Origin of the sequence: Novosphingobium arvoryzae (assembly GCF_014652615.1) — a bacterium.
In the GTDB taxonomy this organism is placed as follows: Bacteria; Pseudomonadota; Alphaproteobacteria; order Sphingomonadales; family Sphingomonadaceae; genus Novosphingobium; species Novosphingobium arvoryzae.
On sequence record NZ_BMZD01000005.1, the window covers coordinates 263,055 to 280,656 of the forward strand.

General features: G+C 60.5%; 13 protein-coding genes and 2 pseudogenes. 9 read left to right on the plus strand and 6 right to left on the minus strand.

Annotated features, from left to right (window positions below; all coding sequences use genetic code 11):
- Positions 1–110: 110 nt before the first annotated feature.
- A pseudogene (locus tag IE113_RS16310) lies at positions 111–506 on the plus strand (integrase core domain-containing protein); the annotation flags it as partial.
- A 219-nt stretch (positions 507–725) separates the two neighbouring features.
- On the opposite strand, the gene IE113_RS12115 reads toward IE113_RS16310, so the two are convergent.
- Positions 726–1,745, minus strand: a complete 1,020-nt coding sequence (locus tag IE113_RS12115; RefSeq protein ID WP_189541883.1) for an IS110 family RNA-guided transposase — start codon at positions 1,743–1,745, stop codon at positions 726–728.
- 132 nt (positions 1,746–1,877) lie between these two features.
- Positions 1,878–2,648: a maleate cis-trans isomerase family protein gene (locus IE113_RS12120; RefSeq protein WP_308430064.1), complete on the minus strand. Its 771-nt coding sequence runs from the start codon at positions 2,646–2,648 to the stop codon at positions 1,878–1,880.
- A 243-nt stretch (positions 2,649–2,891) separates the two neighbouring features.
- Between IE113_RS12120 and IE113_RS12125 the strand changes: the two genes are divergently transcribed.
- From IE113_RS12125 to istB, 4 genes are all read left to right on the plus strand, one after another.
- On the plus strand, positions 2,892–4,247 hold the full coding sequence (locus tag IE113_RS12125; RefSeq protein ID WP_189541835.1) for a purine-cytosine permease family protein: 1,356 nt from the start codon (positions 2,892–2,894) through the stop codon (positions 4,245–4,247).
- A 242-nt stretch (positions 4,248–4,489) separates the two neighbouring features.
- Entirely contained in the window at positions 4,490–5,008 is a 519-nt protein-coding gene (locus tag IE113_RS12130; protein ID WP_189541837.1) for an autoinducer binding domain-containing protein, read from the plus strand.
- 80 nt (positions 5,009–5,088) lie between these two features.
- The gene (istA, locus tag IE113_RS12135) at positions 5,089–6,582 is read left to right on the plus strand and encodes an IS21 family transposase (RefSeq protein WP_189541788.1); all 1,494 of its coding nucleotides are present in this window, start codon (positions 5,089–5,091) and stop codon (positions 6,580–6,582) included.
- Positions 6,583–6,589: 7 nt separating this feature from the next.
- The gene (gene istB, locus IE113_RS12140; protein WP_066549432.1) at positions 6,590–7,318 is read left to right on the plus strand and encodes an IS21-like element helper ATPase IstB; all 729 of its coding nucleotides are present in this window, start codon (positions 6,590–6,592) and stop codon (positions 7,316–7,318) included.
- 369 nt (positions 7,319–7,687) lie between these two features.
- On the opposite strand, the gene IE113_RS16315 is transcribed toward istB, so the two are convergent.
- Together IE113_RS16315 and IE113_RS12150 are read right to left on the minus strand one after the other, a co-directional pair.
- Positions 7,688–8,269, minus strand: coding sequence for a thermonuclease family protein (locus IE113_RS16315; protein WP_229822359.1), 582 nt, complete (start codon positions 8,267–8,269; stop codon positions 7,688–7,690).
- Positions 8,270–8,328: 59 nt separating this feature from the next.
- Positions 8,329–8,727: pseudogene (locus tag IE113_RS12150) on the minus strand (lytic transglycosylase domain-containing protein); the annotation flags it as partial.
- A gap of 19 nt (positions 8,728–8,746) precedes the next feature.
- On the opposite strand from IE113_RS12150, the gene IE113_RS12155 reads away from it, so the two are divergent.
- The 4 genes from IE113_RS12155 (at position 8,747) to IE113_RS12170 (ending at position 14,786) form a co-directional block, all read left to right on the plus strand.
- The gene (locus tag IE113_RS12155; RefSeq protein WP_444544212.1) at positions 8,747–9,271 is read left to right on the plus strand and encodes a DUF7146 domain-containing protein; all 525 of its coding nucleotides are present in this window, start codon (positions 8,747–8,749) and stop codon (positions 9,269–9,271) included.
- A 156-nt stretch (positions 9,272–9,427) separates the two neighbouring features.
- A complete protein-coding gene (locus tag IE113_RS12160; RefSeq protein ID WP_189541842.1) occupies positions 9,428–13,588 on the plus strand; it encodes a strawberry notch-like NTP hydrolase domain-containing protein in 4,161 nt (1,386 codons plus the stop codon).
- 53 nt (positions 13,589–13,641) lie between these two features.
- Positions 13,642–14,055, plus strand: coding sequence for an MbcA/ParS/Xre antitoxin family protein (locus IE113_RS12165; RefSeq protein WP_189541844.1), 414 nt, complete (start codon positions 13,642–13,644; stop codon positions 14,053–14,055).
- Complete coding sequence (locus IE113_RS12170; RefSeq protein WP_189541846.1) at positions 14,052–14,786, plus strand: RES family NAD+ phosphorylase; 735 nt, start codon at positions 14,052–14,054, stop codon at positions 14,784–14,786. Before IE113_RS12165 ends, IE113_RS12170 begins: the two co-directional genes overlap by 4 nt.
- Positions 14,787–15,074: 288 nt before the next feature.
- Here IE113_RS12170 and cap2-3 read toward each other — a convergent pair whose 3' ends face one another.
- Together cap2-3 and IE113_RS12180 are read right to left on the minus strand one after the other, a co-directional pair.
- Positions 15,075–16,766 (minus strand): anti-phage 6A-MBL system cap2_3 protein, encoded by a 1,692-nt coding sequence (gene cap2-3, locus IE113_RS12175; RefSeq protein WP_189541848.1) that lies wholly within the window; start codon positions 16,764–16,766, stop codon positions 15,075–15,077.
- Positions 16,759–17,322, minus strand: coding sequence for a ComEC/Rec2 family competence protein (locus IE113_RS12180; RefSeq protein WP_189541850.1), 564 nt, complete (start codon positions 17,320–17,322; stop codon positions 16,759–16,761). The genes cap2-3 and IE113_RS12180 overlap by 8 nt, the downstream gene beginning before the upstream one ends.
- Positions 17,323–17,602 lie beyond the last annotated feature (280 nt).

Here is a 17,602-nt window from a genome sequence, read left to right on the forward strand (position 1 = left end):
GAGACCTGCTGGCCGGTCATGGCCGCCTTGATGAAGCCTGCGGGCGCTACGCGCCCTTGCCTTCATCAAGGCAATCCGGCTCTTCGAGAGACTGGTTCCCAATGTGCTACGGTACCGAGTTCACTAGCATGGCGATCCTGCGCTGGTCGAAGGAGCGCGACGTTGAGTGGCATTATATTGCGCCGGGCAAGCCGCAGCAGAACGGGTTCATTGAAAGCTTCAACGCCCGCCTTCGGGACGAGTGCTTGAACGAGACCATCTTCACCAGCCTAGCCCAGGCCCGGTCGGTGCTTGCCGCCTGGCGGCACGATTACAACCATCACCGGCCCCACTCGAGCCTGGGCAACATGACCCCGGCCGAGATGGCAGCCAAATCAGTCGGCAAACCGGGTTGGGGGTTAACCCCCAACCCGGTTGTCATCACGCCCGCACATGGGCATCACTCGGGCCACCGGCTTCTGTGGTTGCCGCCCGTGATGCAAGAAGTTTCTTCCCGTATGGTATGAGTGATCGAGTGCGGTCTTCTGTCAGGCCTGTCTTGCGGCATTTCAGAAGCCGCTGGCCGGTATGGTGATCTGCGGATCGGGTCCTAATCTCTACTCATCGAGTTGTTTCGCTCAGAGCGGGTCGGCAGGTTTTCCCGATCCAGATCGTTTCGATCGTTTTGCCCATTCAGGTCGATGCCTTCTTACACTCCCATCACCGCCGTGTCGGCGCCAGCACGCTTACCGTGCCAGCGCGAACGACGTCGGATTCCGATAATCCTCACCCTTCATGAGCATCGACCAGATCTGGCGCGCCATCTTGTTCGCCAATGCGATCGCGACCAGCATCAAGGGTTTTCTGGCGAGCATCCGGTCGAGCCAAGAACCAGGTTGGATGGCTTTGCGACCCAACCATGTCAGTCGGGACATCGCTCCGATAACGAGTAGTTTTCGAATGTCGGCTTGTCCGGCCTTGGACATTCGGCCGAGCTTCTCTTTACCGCCAGAAGAATGCTGGCGTGGCACGAGGCCGAGCCAAGCCGCGAACGCGCGACCATTTTGGAACACCTCCATCGGTGGTGCATATGCCTCGATTGCCAATGCCGTCATCGGCCCGACGCCTGGCATTGATTCGAGTCGACGCGAAACATCCGTTTTGAGGGCTGGAGATCTGATCGCTGCAGCCTTCGCGTCGATCCGGACATTCAGGCCATCGATCTGATCCAGCATGTCCTCGCACTCTGTGCGAACCAGCTCGGGAAGATCGCAGTTGGGGCCTTCGATAATCTCTCGGATGAGGCGCAGGTGCACGATCCGCTGAGGAACGACGTACCCAAATTCATAGAGTGCCGCCCGCAAGCCATTGATGATTTCGGTGCGCTGGTGAACGAGCCGCTCCCGTGTTCGGAAGAGCACGGCTTTCGCCTGTTGCTCTTCCGTCTTCGGTTCAATGAAGCGCATCTCGGGTCGCTGGGCCGCAATGACGATGGCTTCTGCATCGGCAGCATCGTTCTTCTGCCGCTTCACGAACGGACGCACATACTGTGCAGCGATCAGTTTGACCACATGGCCCATCTGGCGGAACTCGCGAGCCCGGTAATGTGCGCTGCCACAAGCCTCCATCACAACAATGGCAGGCTCATGCGTCGCCATGAATTCGTGAACTTTGTCCCGAGATAGCTTGCGTCGAAGCAAAACCTCACCGGTCATTGTCGCAACGTGAAACTGAAAAACACGCTTCGCCAGATCAATTCCGATCATCTTATCGATTGCCACAGTTGCCGTCCTTTCCATCTCTGGGTTTGCAAACCCACTGTTCTTGGCACATCGCGATGCCGTCAGGGAGGGCGGCAACCACCCCATCTCTACTCATAGGTGGAGGAACGTCGGGGCTCAGACCACCGCTAACGGAGCGAAGCGGGAAGAGAGTGCAAATCCGGCCCCCGGCGCTACGGGCTCAAGAGCGAGCTTTTTGAGCATCACACGCGTTGTGCAAGATGCGGCGGTAATAACAGGAAGGCCCAACAGGTCCTGAACTCGCTCGATTGCAGCAAGAGAAGGCATTTGCACGCACGCAGATAAGACGACTGTGTCAACGCCGGCTAAATCGAGTCGCTTGACATCATCCAAAAGTAGATTTGGGTCTCGCCGACCCACTTCCAGATTGTCAGAAATCTCAAGCGCGATATCGCTCGCTACAGAAAATCCTTCGTTACAAATGTAATTAACGACGAGATCCGTCAACGGCCTCATATAAGGTGTCACAACCGCGATATTTTGTGCCTGCATTTCGGCAAGAACGTCGATTAAGGCACCGGCACTTGTCACAATCGGGCTGTCGCCCCCTTCCTCATGGACTGCTGCCGCCAGAGTTTCTTCGCTTTTACAATGATAGGAGAGACCAGAGGACATGATGGCTACCAGGCAAGCGTAGCCAATGATATCAACTTTTGCATCGGACAACTCGCGAGCACAGCGAACACTTTGAGCATCCATTGCGGCGAGTTCCTCCTTCGTGACGTGCTTCATACGCATACGAGAAGAGTGAAAAGTAAATCGTTCAGGAAAAACCGCCTCGCGTGAACGAAGCATCGCAGGAATCTCAGTTTCCATCGTAGTATTGGAACTGGGAACAATCTGACCAATGCGAAAGTGCTTTACCATTTAATGAATTTCCTCACTAAGGAATCCGAAATCTGAGCGCAGGTTGGCGATAAACAACCGAGAGTTCAAATCGCCGGAGGCATAAACTCTCACGATATGAGAGTGGATCATCGGGCAATCTTGATGATCTCGCGTTTTTTGGTGAGAAGTGGCCGATCAGCCAAGCTGACCGCAATCGATGCTCCTGGCCGCGGGTGATACAGGGCTGGGCGTCATCTGCACCAAATTTAAAAAGGGGAATCCATGGCCGGCGCGATCTCGGAGAAAGACACGGACTTTGCAGACGAGCCTGTCCCCGCAGAGGCTCGAACGGCTTGGCCGCCCCTGTTTTTTGCAACCATCGGAATGGCCACTGCACTCATTTACATGCAGCTCACCTCCATAATCGCGCTCACATACGGATCGAAAATAGCCCTGTTGGCGATCGCCTACTCGACATTGATCTCTGGCGTGATGGCATGGGTCATTGCATCGATTGCAGTGCGCACAGGTTGCGGCACCAACCTTCTCGCGCGCCACATCCTTGGCTATCGCGGCGGCTCTGTTTTCAGCATCGGTCTAGGCGTAAACGCTCTCCTATTCTTCGTGCTGGAAGCAAACATCATGGCGACATCAATAAGTCATGTATATTCCGGTTTGGAAAAGTGGATAGTTCAGCTTGTCATGATAGGTCTAATTCTACCTATCATTTGGTTCGGCATGAGAGTTCTGGCGCGATTTCAGATGATCACCTTCATTTTTTATGCGATCTTGTTGAGCTTCGCATTATACATTAGCCTCCATAATCCTTCTGAAGGACGCGACTGGCTCGCTTATATGCCGGCAAAAGAGACTGATACCGGCACAGCACTTCTTAGCTCCTTCGGAATAATGAATGGCCTGGTTTTCGTTACAGCATTGATTTCAGCTGATTACGCTCGTTTTGTTCGCAAGGAAGAGCGGTTTTTGGGCACGCTATGGGTCGGTGTCGGTTTCCAGCTATTTTGCTTTCTTTTTGCCGGACTGTTGGGTCTCTGGTTTTCGGTACGCTATTCGGAGGACAATCCCGGATCTTATTTTGTCGTTATGCTTGGCGGAATGGGAGCAGTCTTTGCCATCGCTACGCAAATGCGTATTAATGTTGCAAACATTTATATCAGCACGATGGCTTTCGTAAATGCAATTGTACAGATCACAGATCGACATGTGAGCAGGCATGTAATGCTCGTGGTGGTATCTCTAATATCAGGTATATTAATGTTGTTGAATGTCGCTCACTATATTGAGGGCGTTCTTCAGCTCTTGGGCATATTCATGATTTGCTTTACGGTGCTGCTCGTGCTGGACAGCACTATGCGGCACGGCAATCTCGGAGAAACCGAGATGGCCGAAATAACCTCAGCCGGGATTGCCAACTGGCACTGGCTGGCGCTCCTATCACTGGTAACGGCCAATGCCATCGGCATTTCCGCCATGTTGGGCTGGCTCGGCGCGGCCATGCAGCCATGGGCCAGTTTTGCAGCGGGGGGCGCCCAGATCATTCTCTATCTGGTGGGTAAGGCAGCCGGCTCCGCCAGAACGGCTCGGAAATGGGATTGGGATCGCCCGATCGCCGACTGATATCTGGGCATCTCACGCAAGCGTACCTTTAGTCGACGCGGATCTAGGGCTCAATTTCAACAGCAAGCCACCGATTTGATCGCACCTCTGGCGCATTTCAGCCGAATATTCGAACCTGCTGCTTTCGGCCGTTTTCATGAAGAAGGGTGTTGAAATCTGCCTGGCCAGGAGAACTCCACACTTGGCCGAAAGTGAGACGACCAAGTGCGACCAGATCATACCCCTCGGCAAGGAGGAACCCAATGTATGTCGGCTCACGACTGCGCGAAACGCTATCCCGCCTCGACGCCGCGTCTACAACCGACATTCTACGCGACGAACTGGCTGAAGCCGCATTGGACATGGGCTTTCCCTACATGGCGCTGGTCCAGCACGGAGGGCTGCCGCGCCTTATCGATGAAGCAATGGTCATCACGAACTATCCACCCCATTTCGTTGAGTTTTATGTCACGAACCATTGTCAGGTGTACGATCCCGTCTATGAAGTGAGCCAGCGGCTTGATCGGCCATTCGGTTGGGATGAAATTTCAAGCCTCGTCGATCTGACCGAAATCCAGCTGGCGTTGTTTAAGGAAGCGCGGCGATACGGGATCGCCCACGGTGTCACCGTACCACTTCAGATTCCGAGCGAATCCTTTGCCTCATGCACCTTCGCAGGCCCAGACCCAATTGAGATGAATCCGTCCCGGCTGGCCACGCTACAAATCGTCGCCGCTTTCGGGTTTAAGGTGTGGACCGGCGTGCAAAAGGGACCCCGTTAGCGGGGTGATCGGCGTCTAAAAGGGACCCCTCATTCCGATGGTGTAGCGGGCCGCCTGGTTTTCCAGGTGGCGAGATCGGGATGTTGGTGGTGGAGACAGTTGTTCGGATCCGACGCGAGCACGCGAACGGGAAGGCGATCAAGGCAATAGCGCGGGATCTGCGGTTGTCTCGCAAGGTGGTGCGCAAGGCGATCCGGGCGCCGGAAGGGGCGTTCGACTATCATCGCACGGTCCAACCGCTGCCCCGGCTTGGGCCCTTCCAGGAGCGGCTCGATACACTGCTGACGGAGAACGAGGCGCGGCACCGGCGTGACCGTCTGCGCATGACCCGGATCCATGATCTACTGCAGCGCGAGGGGTTCGAGGGTTCCTACGATGCTGTTCGGCGCTACGCCCGTCGCTGGACGGAAGCGCGGCGCAAGGATGCGGGTGATGGGGCGCCTGCCTTCATCCCGCTCATGTTCAAGCCTGGCGAGGCCTACCAGTTCGACTGGAGCCACGAGGACGTGGAGATCGCCGGCAAGCCGATGCGGGTGAAGGTGGCGCAGATGCGGCTGTGCGCGTCGCGGGCGGTCTATGTCCGGGCCTATCCGCGCGAGACGCAGGAGATGGTGTTCGATGCCCATGCGCGCGGCTTCGTCTTCTTTGGCGGGGTGCCGCTGCGCGGGATCTACGACAACATGAAGACCGCGGTGACGACAGTGTTCGTCGGCAAGGAGCGCGTGTTCAACCGCCGCTTCCTCGTCATGGCCGATCATTACATGGTCGAGCCCACGGCCTGCTCGCCGGCGGCAGGATGGGAGAAGGGTCAGGTCGAGCATCAGGTCCAGACCATCCGGAGTCGGTTCTTCCAGCCCCGCCTGCGCTTTGCCAGCATCGAGGAGCTCAACGGATGGCTGGAGGCCGAGTGCCTGCGCTGGGCCGCCTTGCATCCGCATCCCGAGCAGAAGGAACTGACCGTGGCCGAGGCGCTGGATCTCGAGCGGCCAGCCCTGCAGCCGATGCTGGCGCCGTTCGACGGCTTCCACGAGACCACGCATGCCGTGACTGGCACTTGCCTGATCAGCTTCGACCGCAACCGCTATTCCGTCATGGCCAAGGCCGCGCGGCGGGCGGTCCAGGTCCGCGCCTATGCCGACCGGATCGTCGTGCGCCTCGGTGACGAGGTTATCGCCGAACATGCCCGGCACTTCGGCCGTGACCGGACGATCTACGATCCCTGGCATTATCTCCCCGTTCTGGCCAACAAGCCCGGCGCCTGGCGCAACGGCGCCCCCTTCCAAGGCTGGGACCTTCCGCCGGCACTGGCGCGGCTGCGCCGCAAGCTGGGGAGCGGTGATGAGGCCGATCGGCGCTTCGTGCGGGTGCTGGCGGCCGTGCAGACCGATGGCCTGGACGCGGTCGAGGCCGCGATCCGCGAAGCGCTTGATGCCGGCGCCGCCAGCGACGAGGTGATCCTCAACATTTTGGCGCGATACCGCGAACCGGCGACTGACCGGCCTCTCGACGTGGTCGTCGACCTCAAGCTTAGCCATCCGCCAATTGCGGACTGCGCCCGCTACGATACGGTATGAGGCCTTGATGCAGCGGCATGAGATGATCGAGGCCATGCGCGGGCTCGGCCTCAGGGGCATGGCCGGCGCGTTCGACGAGGCCGTCACCACGGGACTTCAGCGCAAACGCACGACCCACGAGATCCTGACCGACCTGCTGCGGGCGGAAGCCGCGCATCGCCATGCCGCCTCGATCCGCTACCGCATGACCGCAGCCAAGCTGCCCGTGGTCAAGGATCTCGATGCCTTCGTGTTCGAGGGCACGCCGATCAACGAGGGACTGGTCCGCTCGCTGCACGCCGGTTCCTTCCTGCCAGGCAGGCGCAATATCGTGGCGGTTGGCGGCACGGGGACCGGCAAAACCCACCTGGCCACCGCGATCACCGCCAACGTGGTGCGCGCCGGCGCCCGCGGGCGCTACTTCAACACGGTTGACCTGGTCACCCGGCTCGAGGAGGAGGCTCGCATCGGCAAGGCCGGCGCCATGGCTGCCCAGCTCAGCCGGCTCGACGTCGTGGTCCTCGACGAACTGGGCTACCTGCCGTTCGCCCGCTCAGGCGGGCAGCTGCTGTTCCACCTGATCAGCAAGCTCTACGAGAAGACCTCGGTGATCATCACCACCAACCTGGCCTTCGGCGAGTGGCCCACCGTCTTCGGCGATCCCAAGATGACCACAGCCCTGCTCGACCGGATCACGCATCATTGCGATATCGTCGAGACCGGCAACGACAGCTGGCGCTTCAAACACCGCAGCTGACCACCTCAGAAATCGACTTCGCGCTGCTGCCGCCTCCGGTCGGGCTACGCCCTCCCTACGCCGTCAGCAGCGCGAAACACGCGCCCAGCATCAACCGTTCTACGCAACGCAAAGGGGGTCCCTTTTGCGCGCCGATAGGGGGTCCCGATTGGACGCCGATTGACAATCGGTAGCCTCCGTTTGTGGGAGGCCGAGTGTGGGCGCGTCTGTAACGCAGGAACATATCCAGAGCATTGTCGGGTTTGGCATGCTGGAGGCCGAATCGAAGCTTGTAAGATCAAGACAGCCGAAGAGAACCGCCCGCTTCGTCAGCAAATCCGGCTAAGCAGTTTGGCAAATTCTGATGGCCCGCCAGAGCTTTGGTAACGGTCAGCACCACGGCTGCCGGCGCCCGGTCCACGTGCGGGCGAGACCTTCGCTCACGAGCTGGTCCCCAAGCGATTGGCCACCCCGGACGACGACCCGAAGTTTGCGTCCAAACCGGTCTTCATCACGATTTCCGATTGGTCGAACCTCGAACGCGCCTTCGTTCAATAGGTCACGAAGCCGATGAGTGGCTTTCATGCCGAGCTGATACTCGGCATCACACTTGGGTTCGCTGATCTCAGGCGTGTCGATGTCAGCGATCCTGATCTTCTCACCCTCGAGCCAGAAGGTGTCGCCATCCACGACGCAGGTGCGACGCGTCATTCCGCATAGCTCAAATCGTGGCGAAGAAGTCTCCGCCATCAGCGAAAACCTCGGTGTGAGCTCTGAAGAGGTGAACAAGGCCTGGTTCAACGTGGGCCAGTTCAATGCCAGCATTCCACCAGCGAATACGATCGAAAAAGCCCCCAGTCCCAAGATCCACTCCTTGCGCCGCCGATTGCCGCGCTGCTTCTTCAATTCGTCCCGGAAATCGAAGCGAATGACATTGCCATCCTCGGTGCCTCGATCTCGTTTCGGAGCCATCAAACTCAGCCTTCCCCGCTCAAGCAATCCGTTCTTCGCCACTGCTATACAAACACGCTTCAGATGCGCGAGCTAATTGCTTGCCATCTGTCCAGAACGCTGCGGACATAGCTTGGCGTTTCGTTGTTTCGGGGAATGCCGCCGGCACGGATAACCGCTCCAGGCCCTGCGTTGTAGGCCGCAAGCGCGAGGTGAATTTGCCCGAACTTGTCGAGCATCTCTCGGAGGTAACGTGCCCCGCCATCGATGCTCGCGACGGGATCATGCCGATTCGCGACGCCGAGATAACGAGCAGTGCCTGGCATCAGCTGTGCTAACCCCGCCGCGCCAGCGGGGCTGATCGCCATCGGGTTGAACCGCGATTCCGTCCAGATCAGCGCCTGCAACAAGCCTGAGGGGAGACTGTATCGGAGCTCTGCCTCTCGGACGTTCGCCGTGTAGATTGCCTCGCGAAACGAGGGGGCTGAGGCCCGCGGCATTCGCGCTGTCTCTCGCGCCCTAAGATTTCACCCTCGCACCCCGCTCGGCCCGAAGGGGAACACGCAGTACTTGCCTGCTTTGATCGCGGCAGTGACCATGGATCATGGTTTGGTGGCCATTCACCGCACGTTTCTCAATCTGGTAAGGCCCGCAGTCGTCCCCTTCGACAATCCTAAGCGCGCACTCGGAAGCTTGGCATCGGGCGCCGTTCGTCTTTTCGAACCCGTTGATGGGCGGCTCGGCCTTGCCGAAGGTATCGAGAGCGCGCTCGCCGCCAAGGCCTTAACCCAGATCCCTTGCTGGGCCTCGCTCGGCAATGAGCGTTTTGGCCTCGTGTCGATCCCGGAAAGCGTGTGCGAATTGCACCTGTTCGTCGACCATGATGCAGGCGGCGACCTTGCCGAGGAACGCGCGCGCAGCGCCTACGCCTGTGAGAGCCGGACGATCGTCACGCGTCGTCCGCGCGGTCCCGGGAAAGATTGGAACGACGCCTTGCAAGCATGGCTGCGGTCCAAATCCTGACGAAGAAAGAGGGGAGAAGGCCTTTGGCCTGATGAAGCCCGGCAAGTGGACTGGGCTTCGTCAGGAGGTTCCAAATGCCAAGCTCTGCTCCCGTTCTCTTGCTTCCCCCACCATCTGAACCGCTGGCCCTTCTGGTCGCGCGCCATCGCCGCAAGCATGGCATCCGGTGAACCGATTACGCGCCGGCAACTGCATACGCTTCTGACCGATCATTTCGGAGGCACAGATGCAGAGGGGCGCTGGTCGGTGCGCGATGCGCATATCGCGTTGGAATTGGCTCAGACCGAGTACCTGCAGGCCAACGCACAGATCGACGTTACCGCTTCGGCGGCCGACACCGACCGGATGTTTACGGCGCTGGAATCCGAGCTTCCAAGCCAGACCAATCGCAGCGACGAGCAGATCGAATGGCAGCAGTTCGCGACGCCGCCGCGCCTTGCCTGGCTTGCCGCCCGGGCTTGCGCCCCGGTAGCAGACGAGCTCGTTCTGGAACCCTCGGCCGGAACAGGGATGCTCGCGGTTTGGGCCGCCAAGGCTGGCTCGCGCCTTGCTCTCAACGAAATCTCGCCGCTTCGCCGCGACTGCCTGAATGCCTTGTTCCCGGCTGCCCGCGTGACCGGCCATGACGCCGAACTGATCGACGAATTGCTCGATCCCGCCATCAGCCCGAGCGCCGTGCTGATGAATCCGCCCTATTCGCACGGCATCGAGCGAGGGCACGATAGTCGCACCGGCTCGCGCCACCTGCGGTCGGCCTGGAATCGTCTGGCATCGGGCGGTCGGCTTGTCGCGATCATGCCCGAATGGTTCGATTGCGCTAGGTTTCTGGCGGGTTTGAAGGGGCCAGTCTCGCTGCGGCTCAATGCCGCGGTCGAACGTGCTTTTGTGAAGCACGGCACTGGGATCACCACACGACTACTGGTCCTGGACAAGGTCGAGGGCTCTGCCGAACCCGTCGTTGAGCGCACAAACGACTTTGGTCACCTTGTCGATCTTGTCGATGCCTTGCCCGCCAAAGGGGGCATGCAAACTGCTCCCGAGCAATCGAGTCTTCCGGCGCGTACGCCGTTCCGACTGGTCGTCTCGTCACACAGGTCGCTGCCGATACCGGCAAGGATTACCCCGGCAGCGCCGACGGTCATCTGCGCATTGACCTACCAGTCACTTGAAGTACCTGCACCGCTTGCGCCCCAGGTCGGGCACTATCTGCCCTATCGTCCTAGCAGAATCGTGATCGACGGTGCGGCCGAGCATCCGACACCGCTCGTTGAGTCCGTCGCCATGGGCTCGATCGCTGCACCGATGCCCGAAGCTGTGCCGCAGTTACCCGAAGGGTTGGTCGCCAAGGGCCTGCTGTCTGCTGCCCAGGCAGAGACGCTCATCTACGCGTCAAGCGCCCATGCGCGCGATCTTCCCGGGCGGTACGAGCCGGAGGATAAAGGCTGCTCTCTCAAGGCATCGGCGGAGGGCCAGGTCTATCGCCAGGGCTATTTTCTTGGCGATGGTACAGGCGCCGGCAAGGGCCGTCAGGTTGCGAGCGTCATTCTCGATCGCTGGGTACGCGGCGAACGCCGCCATATCTGGATTTCGAAGAACGAGGCGCTGCTAGAAGATGCCCGGCGCGACTGGGCTGCGCTTGGTGGTCTGCCGATCGACATCCAGCCTCTGGCTTCCTGGAAGCTCGGCACCTCCATCGCTATGCACGAGGGCATTCTCTTCGTGACCTACCCGACCCTGCGTTCGGGCCGAAGCGATGCAACCCGCCTCGATCAGATCCTGGCATGGGCGGGCGACGACTTCGACGGTGTCATCGTGTTTGACGAGGCGCACGCCATGGCCAATGCCGCTGGCGGGGAAGGATCGCGCGGCAAGGTCAAGGGATCGGAGCAGGGTATCGCTGGCGTGCGCCTGCAAAACCTCATGCCCCGCGCGCGGGTGCTTTATGCCTCGGCAACGGGCGCGTCGGACGTCAACAACCTGGCCTATGCGACGCGCCTCGGCCTCTGGGGGCCGGAGACCGCATTCGCCAATCGTGAGGCCTTCGTGGCCGACATTCGTGATGGTGGGATCGCAGCGATGGAACTGGTCGCGCGCGATCTCAAGTCGGTCGGCCTATACACCGCTCGCGCGCTCTCCTTCGCGGGTGTCGAGTACGAGATCCTGGAACATTGCCTGACCGAGGATCAGATCGCGGTCTATGATGCCTACGCTGAAGCCTGGGCGATCATCCATGCCAACCTGCGTGAAGCCCTTGAAGCCACCCGTATTGTCGACGCAGACAGCGGAGGGACGCTCAACTCCGGTGCCAAGTCTGCAGCGCTGTCGATCTTCGAGGGAACCAAGCAGCGATTCTTCGCGCAGCTGCTTCTGTCGATGAAGCTCCCGAGCCTGTTACCAGCTATCGACGCAGCGATTGCTGACGGACACGCGGTAGTCGTCCAGTTGGTCTCGACAGCAGAAGCTATGCTCGACCGCCGGCTTGCCGACCTCTCTGATGAGGAACGCGAAGTGCTGGAGATCGATCTGTCCCCGCGAGAGTATGTGATCGACTATCTCGCCAAGAGCTTTCCTGTCCGGCTGATGGCGGTCTTCACCGACGAAAACAGCAATCCTCGCTCCGAGCCGATGAGCGACGAACACGGCGCGCCAGTATTGTGCCGATCGGCACTCGCCGCGCGCGACCGGATGATCGAGCAGCTCTGCGCCTTGCCGCCGATTGCGACCGCGCTGGATGCCATCATCGAACGCTTCGGCGTGGAACAGGTGGCGGAAGTGAGCGGCCGGACACGCCGGCTCATCGTCGGCCGCGATGGCCATCAGAAACTCCAATCCCGGTCGCCGCGCGCGAATGTCGCTGAAACCCAAGCATTCATGGACGGGGCCAAGCGCATCCTTGTCTTTTCCGACGCCGGAGGAACCGGGCGCAGCTACCATGCCGATCTCGCTGCGAAGAACCAGGCCCGCCGCGTCCACTTTCTGCTCGAGCCAGGATGGCGGGCTGATGCGGCAATCCAAGGGCTTGGCCGCACCAATCGAACTAATCAGGCTTCGGCCCCGCTGTTCAGACCGGTGACGACCGATGTGCGCGGCGAGCGCCGGTTCATCTCGACGATCGCGCGGCGGCTCGATAGCCTCGGTGCCTTGACGCGCGGGCAGCGCCAGACCGGCGGACAGAACCTCTTCGATCCCGCCGATAATCTCGAAAGCATCTACGCCAAGGAAGCGCTCCACCGCTGGTTCGGCCTGCTGTTCACCGGCAAGCTCGAAGCGGTCAGCCTCGGGCGCTTCCAGGAGCTGACAGGCCTCAGGATCGAAGCTCCTGACGGGTCGATGATCGATGACCTGCCGTCGATCCAGCGCTGGCTCAACCGGATCTTGGCGCTGCCGATCGCCCTCCAGAACGCAATCTTCGATGAATTCCTGGGACTGGTCGATGCGCGGATCGATGCCGCCCGGCAGGCGGGGACGCTCGATCTCGGTCTTGAGACCATCGCAGTCGAAGACTTCACGGTTCTCTCGGACACGCTTCTTCGCACGGACCCGGCGTCGGGCGCGACTACTCACTTGCTCGAGCTCGAGATCGCGCGGGCCGTGAGGCCTTTGACCCTCGAGCGGCTCGAAGAGCTTCACGGCCTAAATGGCCAGCGTCAGCGCCCCATGCGCAATGCCCGCTCGGGGCGTGTTTCTCTCTTGGTGCCCGCTCGCAGCATCCTTTCGGACGACGGTACCCGCGTGCCTCGGTTCGAGCTGCTACGCCCGCTGCAGCGCAGCCACATCACCGCTGAGCAGCTGGCAGAAAGCAGCTGGGAAGAGATGCCGACAGGAGCCTTCCGCGAGGCTTGGGAATCAGAGGTCAACGAAGCGCGGGCCAGCCACAAACGCGAGCGCCTCTATCTTGCCACGGGGCTCCTGCTGCCGGTCTGGGACAAGCTCCCTTCGGACTTCGTCAGGGTGAGTCGCATCTCGGCTGCGGATGGCCGCTCGTTGCTTGGCCGCGAGGTTCCCGTCCATTGCGTGCCCGAACTGTGCCGGGCGCTGGGTCTCGAACGCGAGCAAGCGCTGTCAGCGGACGACATCGTCCAGACTGTTCTGGCGACTGGTCGAGCCATGGAATTCGCTGGCCGTGAGCAGCTCATGGTCAAGCGCAGCCTGGTCAATGGCTCACAGCGAATTGAACTTACCGGATGGAGTGCGGCTCGCCTCGACTGGTACAAGGCCCAAGGCTGCTTCACGGAAATCATCCGCTACCAGACGCGCCTCTTCGTGCCGATCGAGGGCCCAGCGAGCGTGCTTGCCAGATTGGTGTCATCCGCATAGGACATTGCCAAATGGCATTATAGAGCGTATATGCTGCCATATGGAGAAATGCCATGCTGGCACTGCAACCCGTTGATACTGCCGTTACCGCTTTCCGTCCCGATCCGATTACCCAGGGCGAGGCAGCTGCCATGTTCCGGGCAGTCCTCAATCTGTTCGGCAAATGGGAGCTGACCGACGAGCAGGCGGCAACGCTGCTCGACATGCCAGTGCGCTCCTATCGTCGCTGGAAGGCCGAAGGCCCCGGGCGCGTTTCGCGCGATGGGCGTGCGCGTCTCTCCAACCTCATGGGCATCCACAAGGCGCTCCGCATCATCTTCTCGGAGGCGACGCGGGGATATGCCTGGATCAGGGCAGCCAATAACGCGTTCGGTGGAGCCAGTGCGCTCGAAGTGATGCTCGGAGGCGAACTCACCGACATCATGCGGGTGCGTCGCTACCTCGACGCCGAGCGTGGTGGCTGGTGAGCGAAACGGCGGCTATCCCCGTTTCTCGAGTTGAGTGGAAGGGCGCGGTCAGGATCATCCGCAGCGCCTTTCCACCGATAGACCTGTTTGAGGACATCGCTGATCCAGCCGACTGGCCGCTGCTGATCTCGGCAGAGCAGAAGACCAATCCGCGCATCATGGCGACGATTGGTAATCTCGACTTGGTGCCGGTCGACCGCCGCGTCGGCGGAAACGGCGCGTCCTACCTCATGGCGCCGTTCACCCATGTCAGCACCGACCGGCCGAGCCGCTTTACCGATGGCAGCTACGGCGTGCTCTACGTCGGCGATCAGTTCGAGACCGCGCTGTTCGAGACGATCCACCATCATGCCCGCTTCATGGCGCGAACCCAGGAAGCGCTGGGCTGGACCTCGCAATTCCGGGAGATAGTCATGGCGGTTGATGCAGATTTGCATGATCTCCGTCCCCTAGCGGAGGAGCCGGATCCGGTGCTCAATCCCGACAGCTATGCCGCATCACAAGCGCTCGCGGTGCACCTCAGGTACGCGGGATCCGATGGCATTGTCTATCCGAGCATCCGGCATCCTGGAGGGGAGTGCGTTGCACTCTTCTACCCAGACTGCGCGTCAAACCCCTTGCAGGGGCGCCACCTCGATTATCACTGGGATGGGGAGCGCGTTGACCTCGTGCGTGATGCCGGATCAGGGGCTGTTTTCCGTATCGTTGACTTGCCGATCGATCCGGTCTGATCGCAGAAATCCCGAGTAGTTGGTCAAGTGCTGTCTGATTACTGCACTCAGTGAACGGTCAGCGGTTCTACCTTCGACGAAGCTAGCGCTAGAACGTGTTGGACCATTCGCCAGCTATAGTTCTTAGCCGCAATGACGCAGAGAGCGTAGACTAGGATAAGGACCAAGCCATATACTAGGGCACGTTCGCCATTGTCCGAGGCCCACCAGGCGAGCCCCGGCAGAGGTATCATAACTAAGGCAGTGATGGTTCCAATGTCACGGGCGGCAAGATATCGTCCGTGTGCGTCAAGCACACCTACGTCCTCTCTGTCCGATTTGGATTTCGGTGAGACCCCCGGCCGGATCGAAAAGCAGTTTGGCGGCGCGTTCGTCGTCAAGCGTTGCGTAAAGTTCGGCGATCAAGTCACAATGGTTCGGATTGTGCCCTGCGCCATCGGCGAGGAGAAACGCGCCGCGCCCTCGGCCGAAGAGTGCGGCCTCGAACAGCCGTGCACGGAGGCGAGGCGTTACGGCAGACACCAATGCCTCACGAACCGAGAGCGAAGCGGTCGAATTTATGGCGGCCCCCGCTGCCCGGGGTATGATCTGCTTGCTACGGTCAGGGTCGCAGAGATCGAGACTGAGGTCGCCGCCGTGCACGACCGGCGTCATGTCGAATCCGGAAAGTTCCTTCGCAAGCGCTTCGGCCTTATTCGTACCGACAAATTTGGCACCCAGTGCATGCCGGGCCATGTTGTGCGGCCGGAGCGACAACTCGTCGCTGACAGCGGCAATGCGTTGCCCGGCACGCGCCGCGTGCATCGCGAGCTTCGATCCCACGCTCCCGCAGCCGAGCATGGCCAGCGCGGGACGTGCCCGCACGCCGGACAACGTCTGTAGCAAACCCACGGTGAGAGACTGATAGTGCATTGCGGGGGCGACCGGCTCATCGTCGCCGCCCGCGAACAGCGTGGACCGGTTCTTGTTGGCGCGTATCTCGACGACATACGGCAGCAGCTCGATGTCGGAGGCGCTGCCGATCAGATGAATCGGGCGACGCACGCACAGGACGATGCCGATCGGGATCGGCGCGAGCAGAAACATGCCGGCGAAGCTGCGCTCGACATTAGCAAGAAAGGATTCCAGACCTCTGCCGCATCCAAGTTCGGCCGCGCGGGTGCGAAGGTCGCGCAAGGTCGCGACGCTTTCAGGCAAATAGGTGGCGCTGATACGCGGCGTGCCATCGGAATTTTTGTCCGGCCAGACCACACCTACCACCGTGTTGCCCAGGCTGGCGTCGGAATCGGTCAGGCGCGAAGTGAACGTCGGATTATCCGGTTTCCGCATAAGCGGCGTCGTCTCGCCCTTGCTCGAAACCCAGGTCTCTGCCGCGGTGTTGAGAAATGCCTCGGGCGCCCCCCGACGGAAGAACCTGCCCTGCCATGCGATCCACCCGCCGTTTCTGTTGACGACGCTGCGAGCGGCGTCAGCATCGATCTCAACGACATCGCGAAAATCGCGGCGGAGCATCGGCTCCCAACCCTGTGCGGGGTCGATCAGGCCGCTGACGGCGGCCTTGCGAAGCCAGATCGCGAGCTGCTCGACCAGATGGAAGATGCCATATTCGACCAGGCCGAACTGCAGAAAATATTCATCCTGGTCACCTTCGACCAGGCAGGGTCGCGGAGTTGCGGCGAAGGGCATGAGATGGGGAAAGTTGCGCGGGAAATCCTCGCGAAGATAGAAAAGCGGCGATTGCCACGGAAAGGCGGCGGGAAGCTTGATTATGACGGGCTCGCGTGTCCGAACACCACTCCGGCTGATGCCGTCCGCCTTCATGTCGAGCGGCATCTCGACATTCATGTCGAGCCGGATGCGCGGTCTGCCGTATTCAGGCTCGAGCACCTCACCTTCCACACATTCGGGGTGCGTCAACGCCACGCGCAGGAGATGTTTTGCGGGATCGGTTTTCGCCTCAGTTGCCACCGGTTCAGCCATGCGCACGCGCCTGGGCAGCAGTGGCGCCGATCCCCAGCGCGGCGACCGCCGCCTTGGCGGCGCTCTTCACAACCTTGGTGATACCGCTTGACGCGATCTCGTATTGCAACGCGCATTCCTCGTCCTCCCAGACGTCAGCAACGCAGATGAACCGATCGCTCTTGCCATCGACGATCGAAATATATTCACGCTTAGCGCGATCGCTGGGCGGGTCGGCCTCTTCAGGGTCGATCGCCTTTGAGCTAGCGACGACGATCGCGCCCTTCCGCATCTGGGCCAGCGCGCTACGCGCATCGTCGCAGACCTCTGCATCCTCCCCATAGGTCGAGTAGCTGTCGTAGCTAAGGCTGTGCCACGAGCAGTGGTGCGGCGCCTGGAGAATGTCGTAGCTCAGCCAGTCGGCCTGATAGTTCCCGTGCTTGCCCCACAGGCGCTCCCAGATAGCGACCTCAGCGTCGCCGCCCGTGAGGAACCGGCATTTGTCGAGGATGCCGCCGCCCCGGATCGAGAAGCGCAAGACGACCGAGGAATGATTCTTGCCGAGCAGTTCGTCCAACTCCTCGTCATCGTCCTGCGGAATTGGCGCGAGTAACTTACCGATCGGTAAGATTGCTCGCGTTGACCGGCGCCTTCGCACCCGTTCTTACCGATCGGTAAGAAATCCCCTTGCTATCGGTGCGAGCGCCTACTCTGTTGACGGGAGAGCTTAATCGGCATGTCCACGGCATCTTGGTCAACCGTAAGCGCCGACGGAACCCGGCCTTGTCAGTTTCTGGGCGGTGATGGAGTTCGCGAGGCGACAGGAGGCTTTGCGAGTGGATATCGAGCAGTCAAAC

Bases quoted from the DNA above. Each gene is read 5' to 3' on its own strand.
- IE113_RS12120 (WP_308430064.1), bottom strand. From the start codon at position 2,648: ATGGTAAAGCACTTTCGCATTGGTCAGATTGTTCCCAGTTCCAATACT.
- IE113_RS16315 (WP_229822359.1), bottom strand. From the start codon at position 8,269: ATGGCTCCGAAACGAGATCGAGGCACCGAGGATGGCAATGTCATTCGC.
- IE113_RS12130 (WP_189541837.1), top strand. From the start codon at position 4,490: ATGTATGTCGGCTCACGACTGCGCGAAACGCTATCCCGCCTCGACGCC.
- IE113_RS12115 (WP_189541883.1), bottom strand. From the start codon at position 1,745: ATGATCGGAATTGATCTGGCGAAGCGTGTTTTTCAGTTTCACGTTGCG.
- istB (WP_066549432.1), top strand. From the start codon at position 6,590: ATGCAGCGGCATGAGATGATCGAGGCCATGCGCGGGCTCGGCCTCAGG.
- IE113_RS12160 (WP_189541842.1), top strand. From the start codon at position 9,428: ATGGCATCCGGTGAACCGATTACGCGCCGGCAACTGCATACGCTTCTG.
- IE113_RS12165 (WP_189541844.1), top strand. From the start codon at position 13,642: ATGCTGGCACTGCAACCCGTTGATACTGCCGTTACCGCTTTCCGTCCC.
- istA (WP_189541788.1), top strand. From the start codon at position 5,089: ATGTTGGTGGTGGAGACAGTTGTTCGGATCCGACGCGAGCACGCGAAC.
- cap2-3 (WP_189541848.1), bottom strand. From the start codon at position 16,766: ATGGCTGAACCGGTGGCAACTGAGGCGAAAACCGATCCCGCAAAACAT.
- IE113_RS12125 (WP_189541835.1), top strand. From the start codon at position 2,892: ATGGCCGGCGCGATCTCGGAGAAAGACACGGACTTTGCAGACGAGCCT.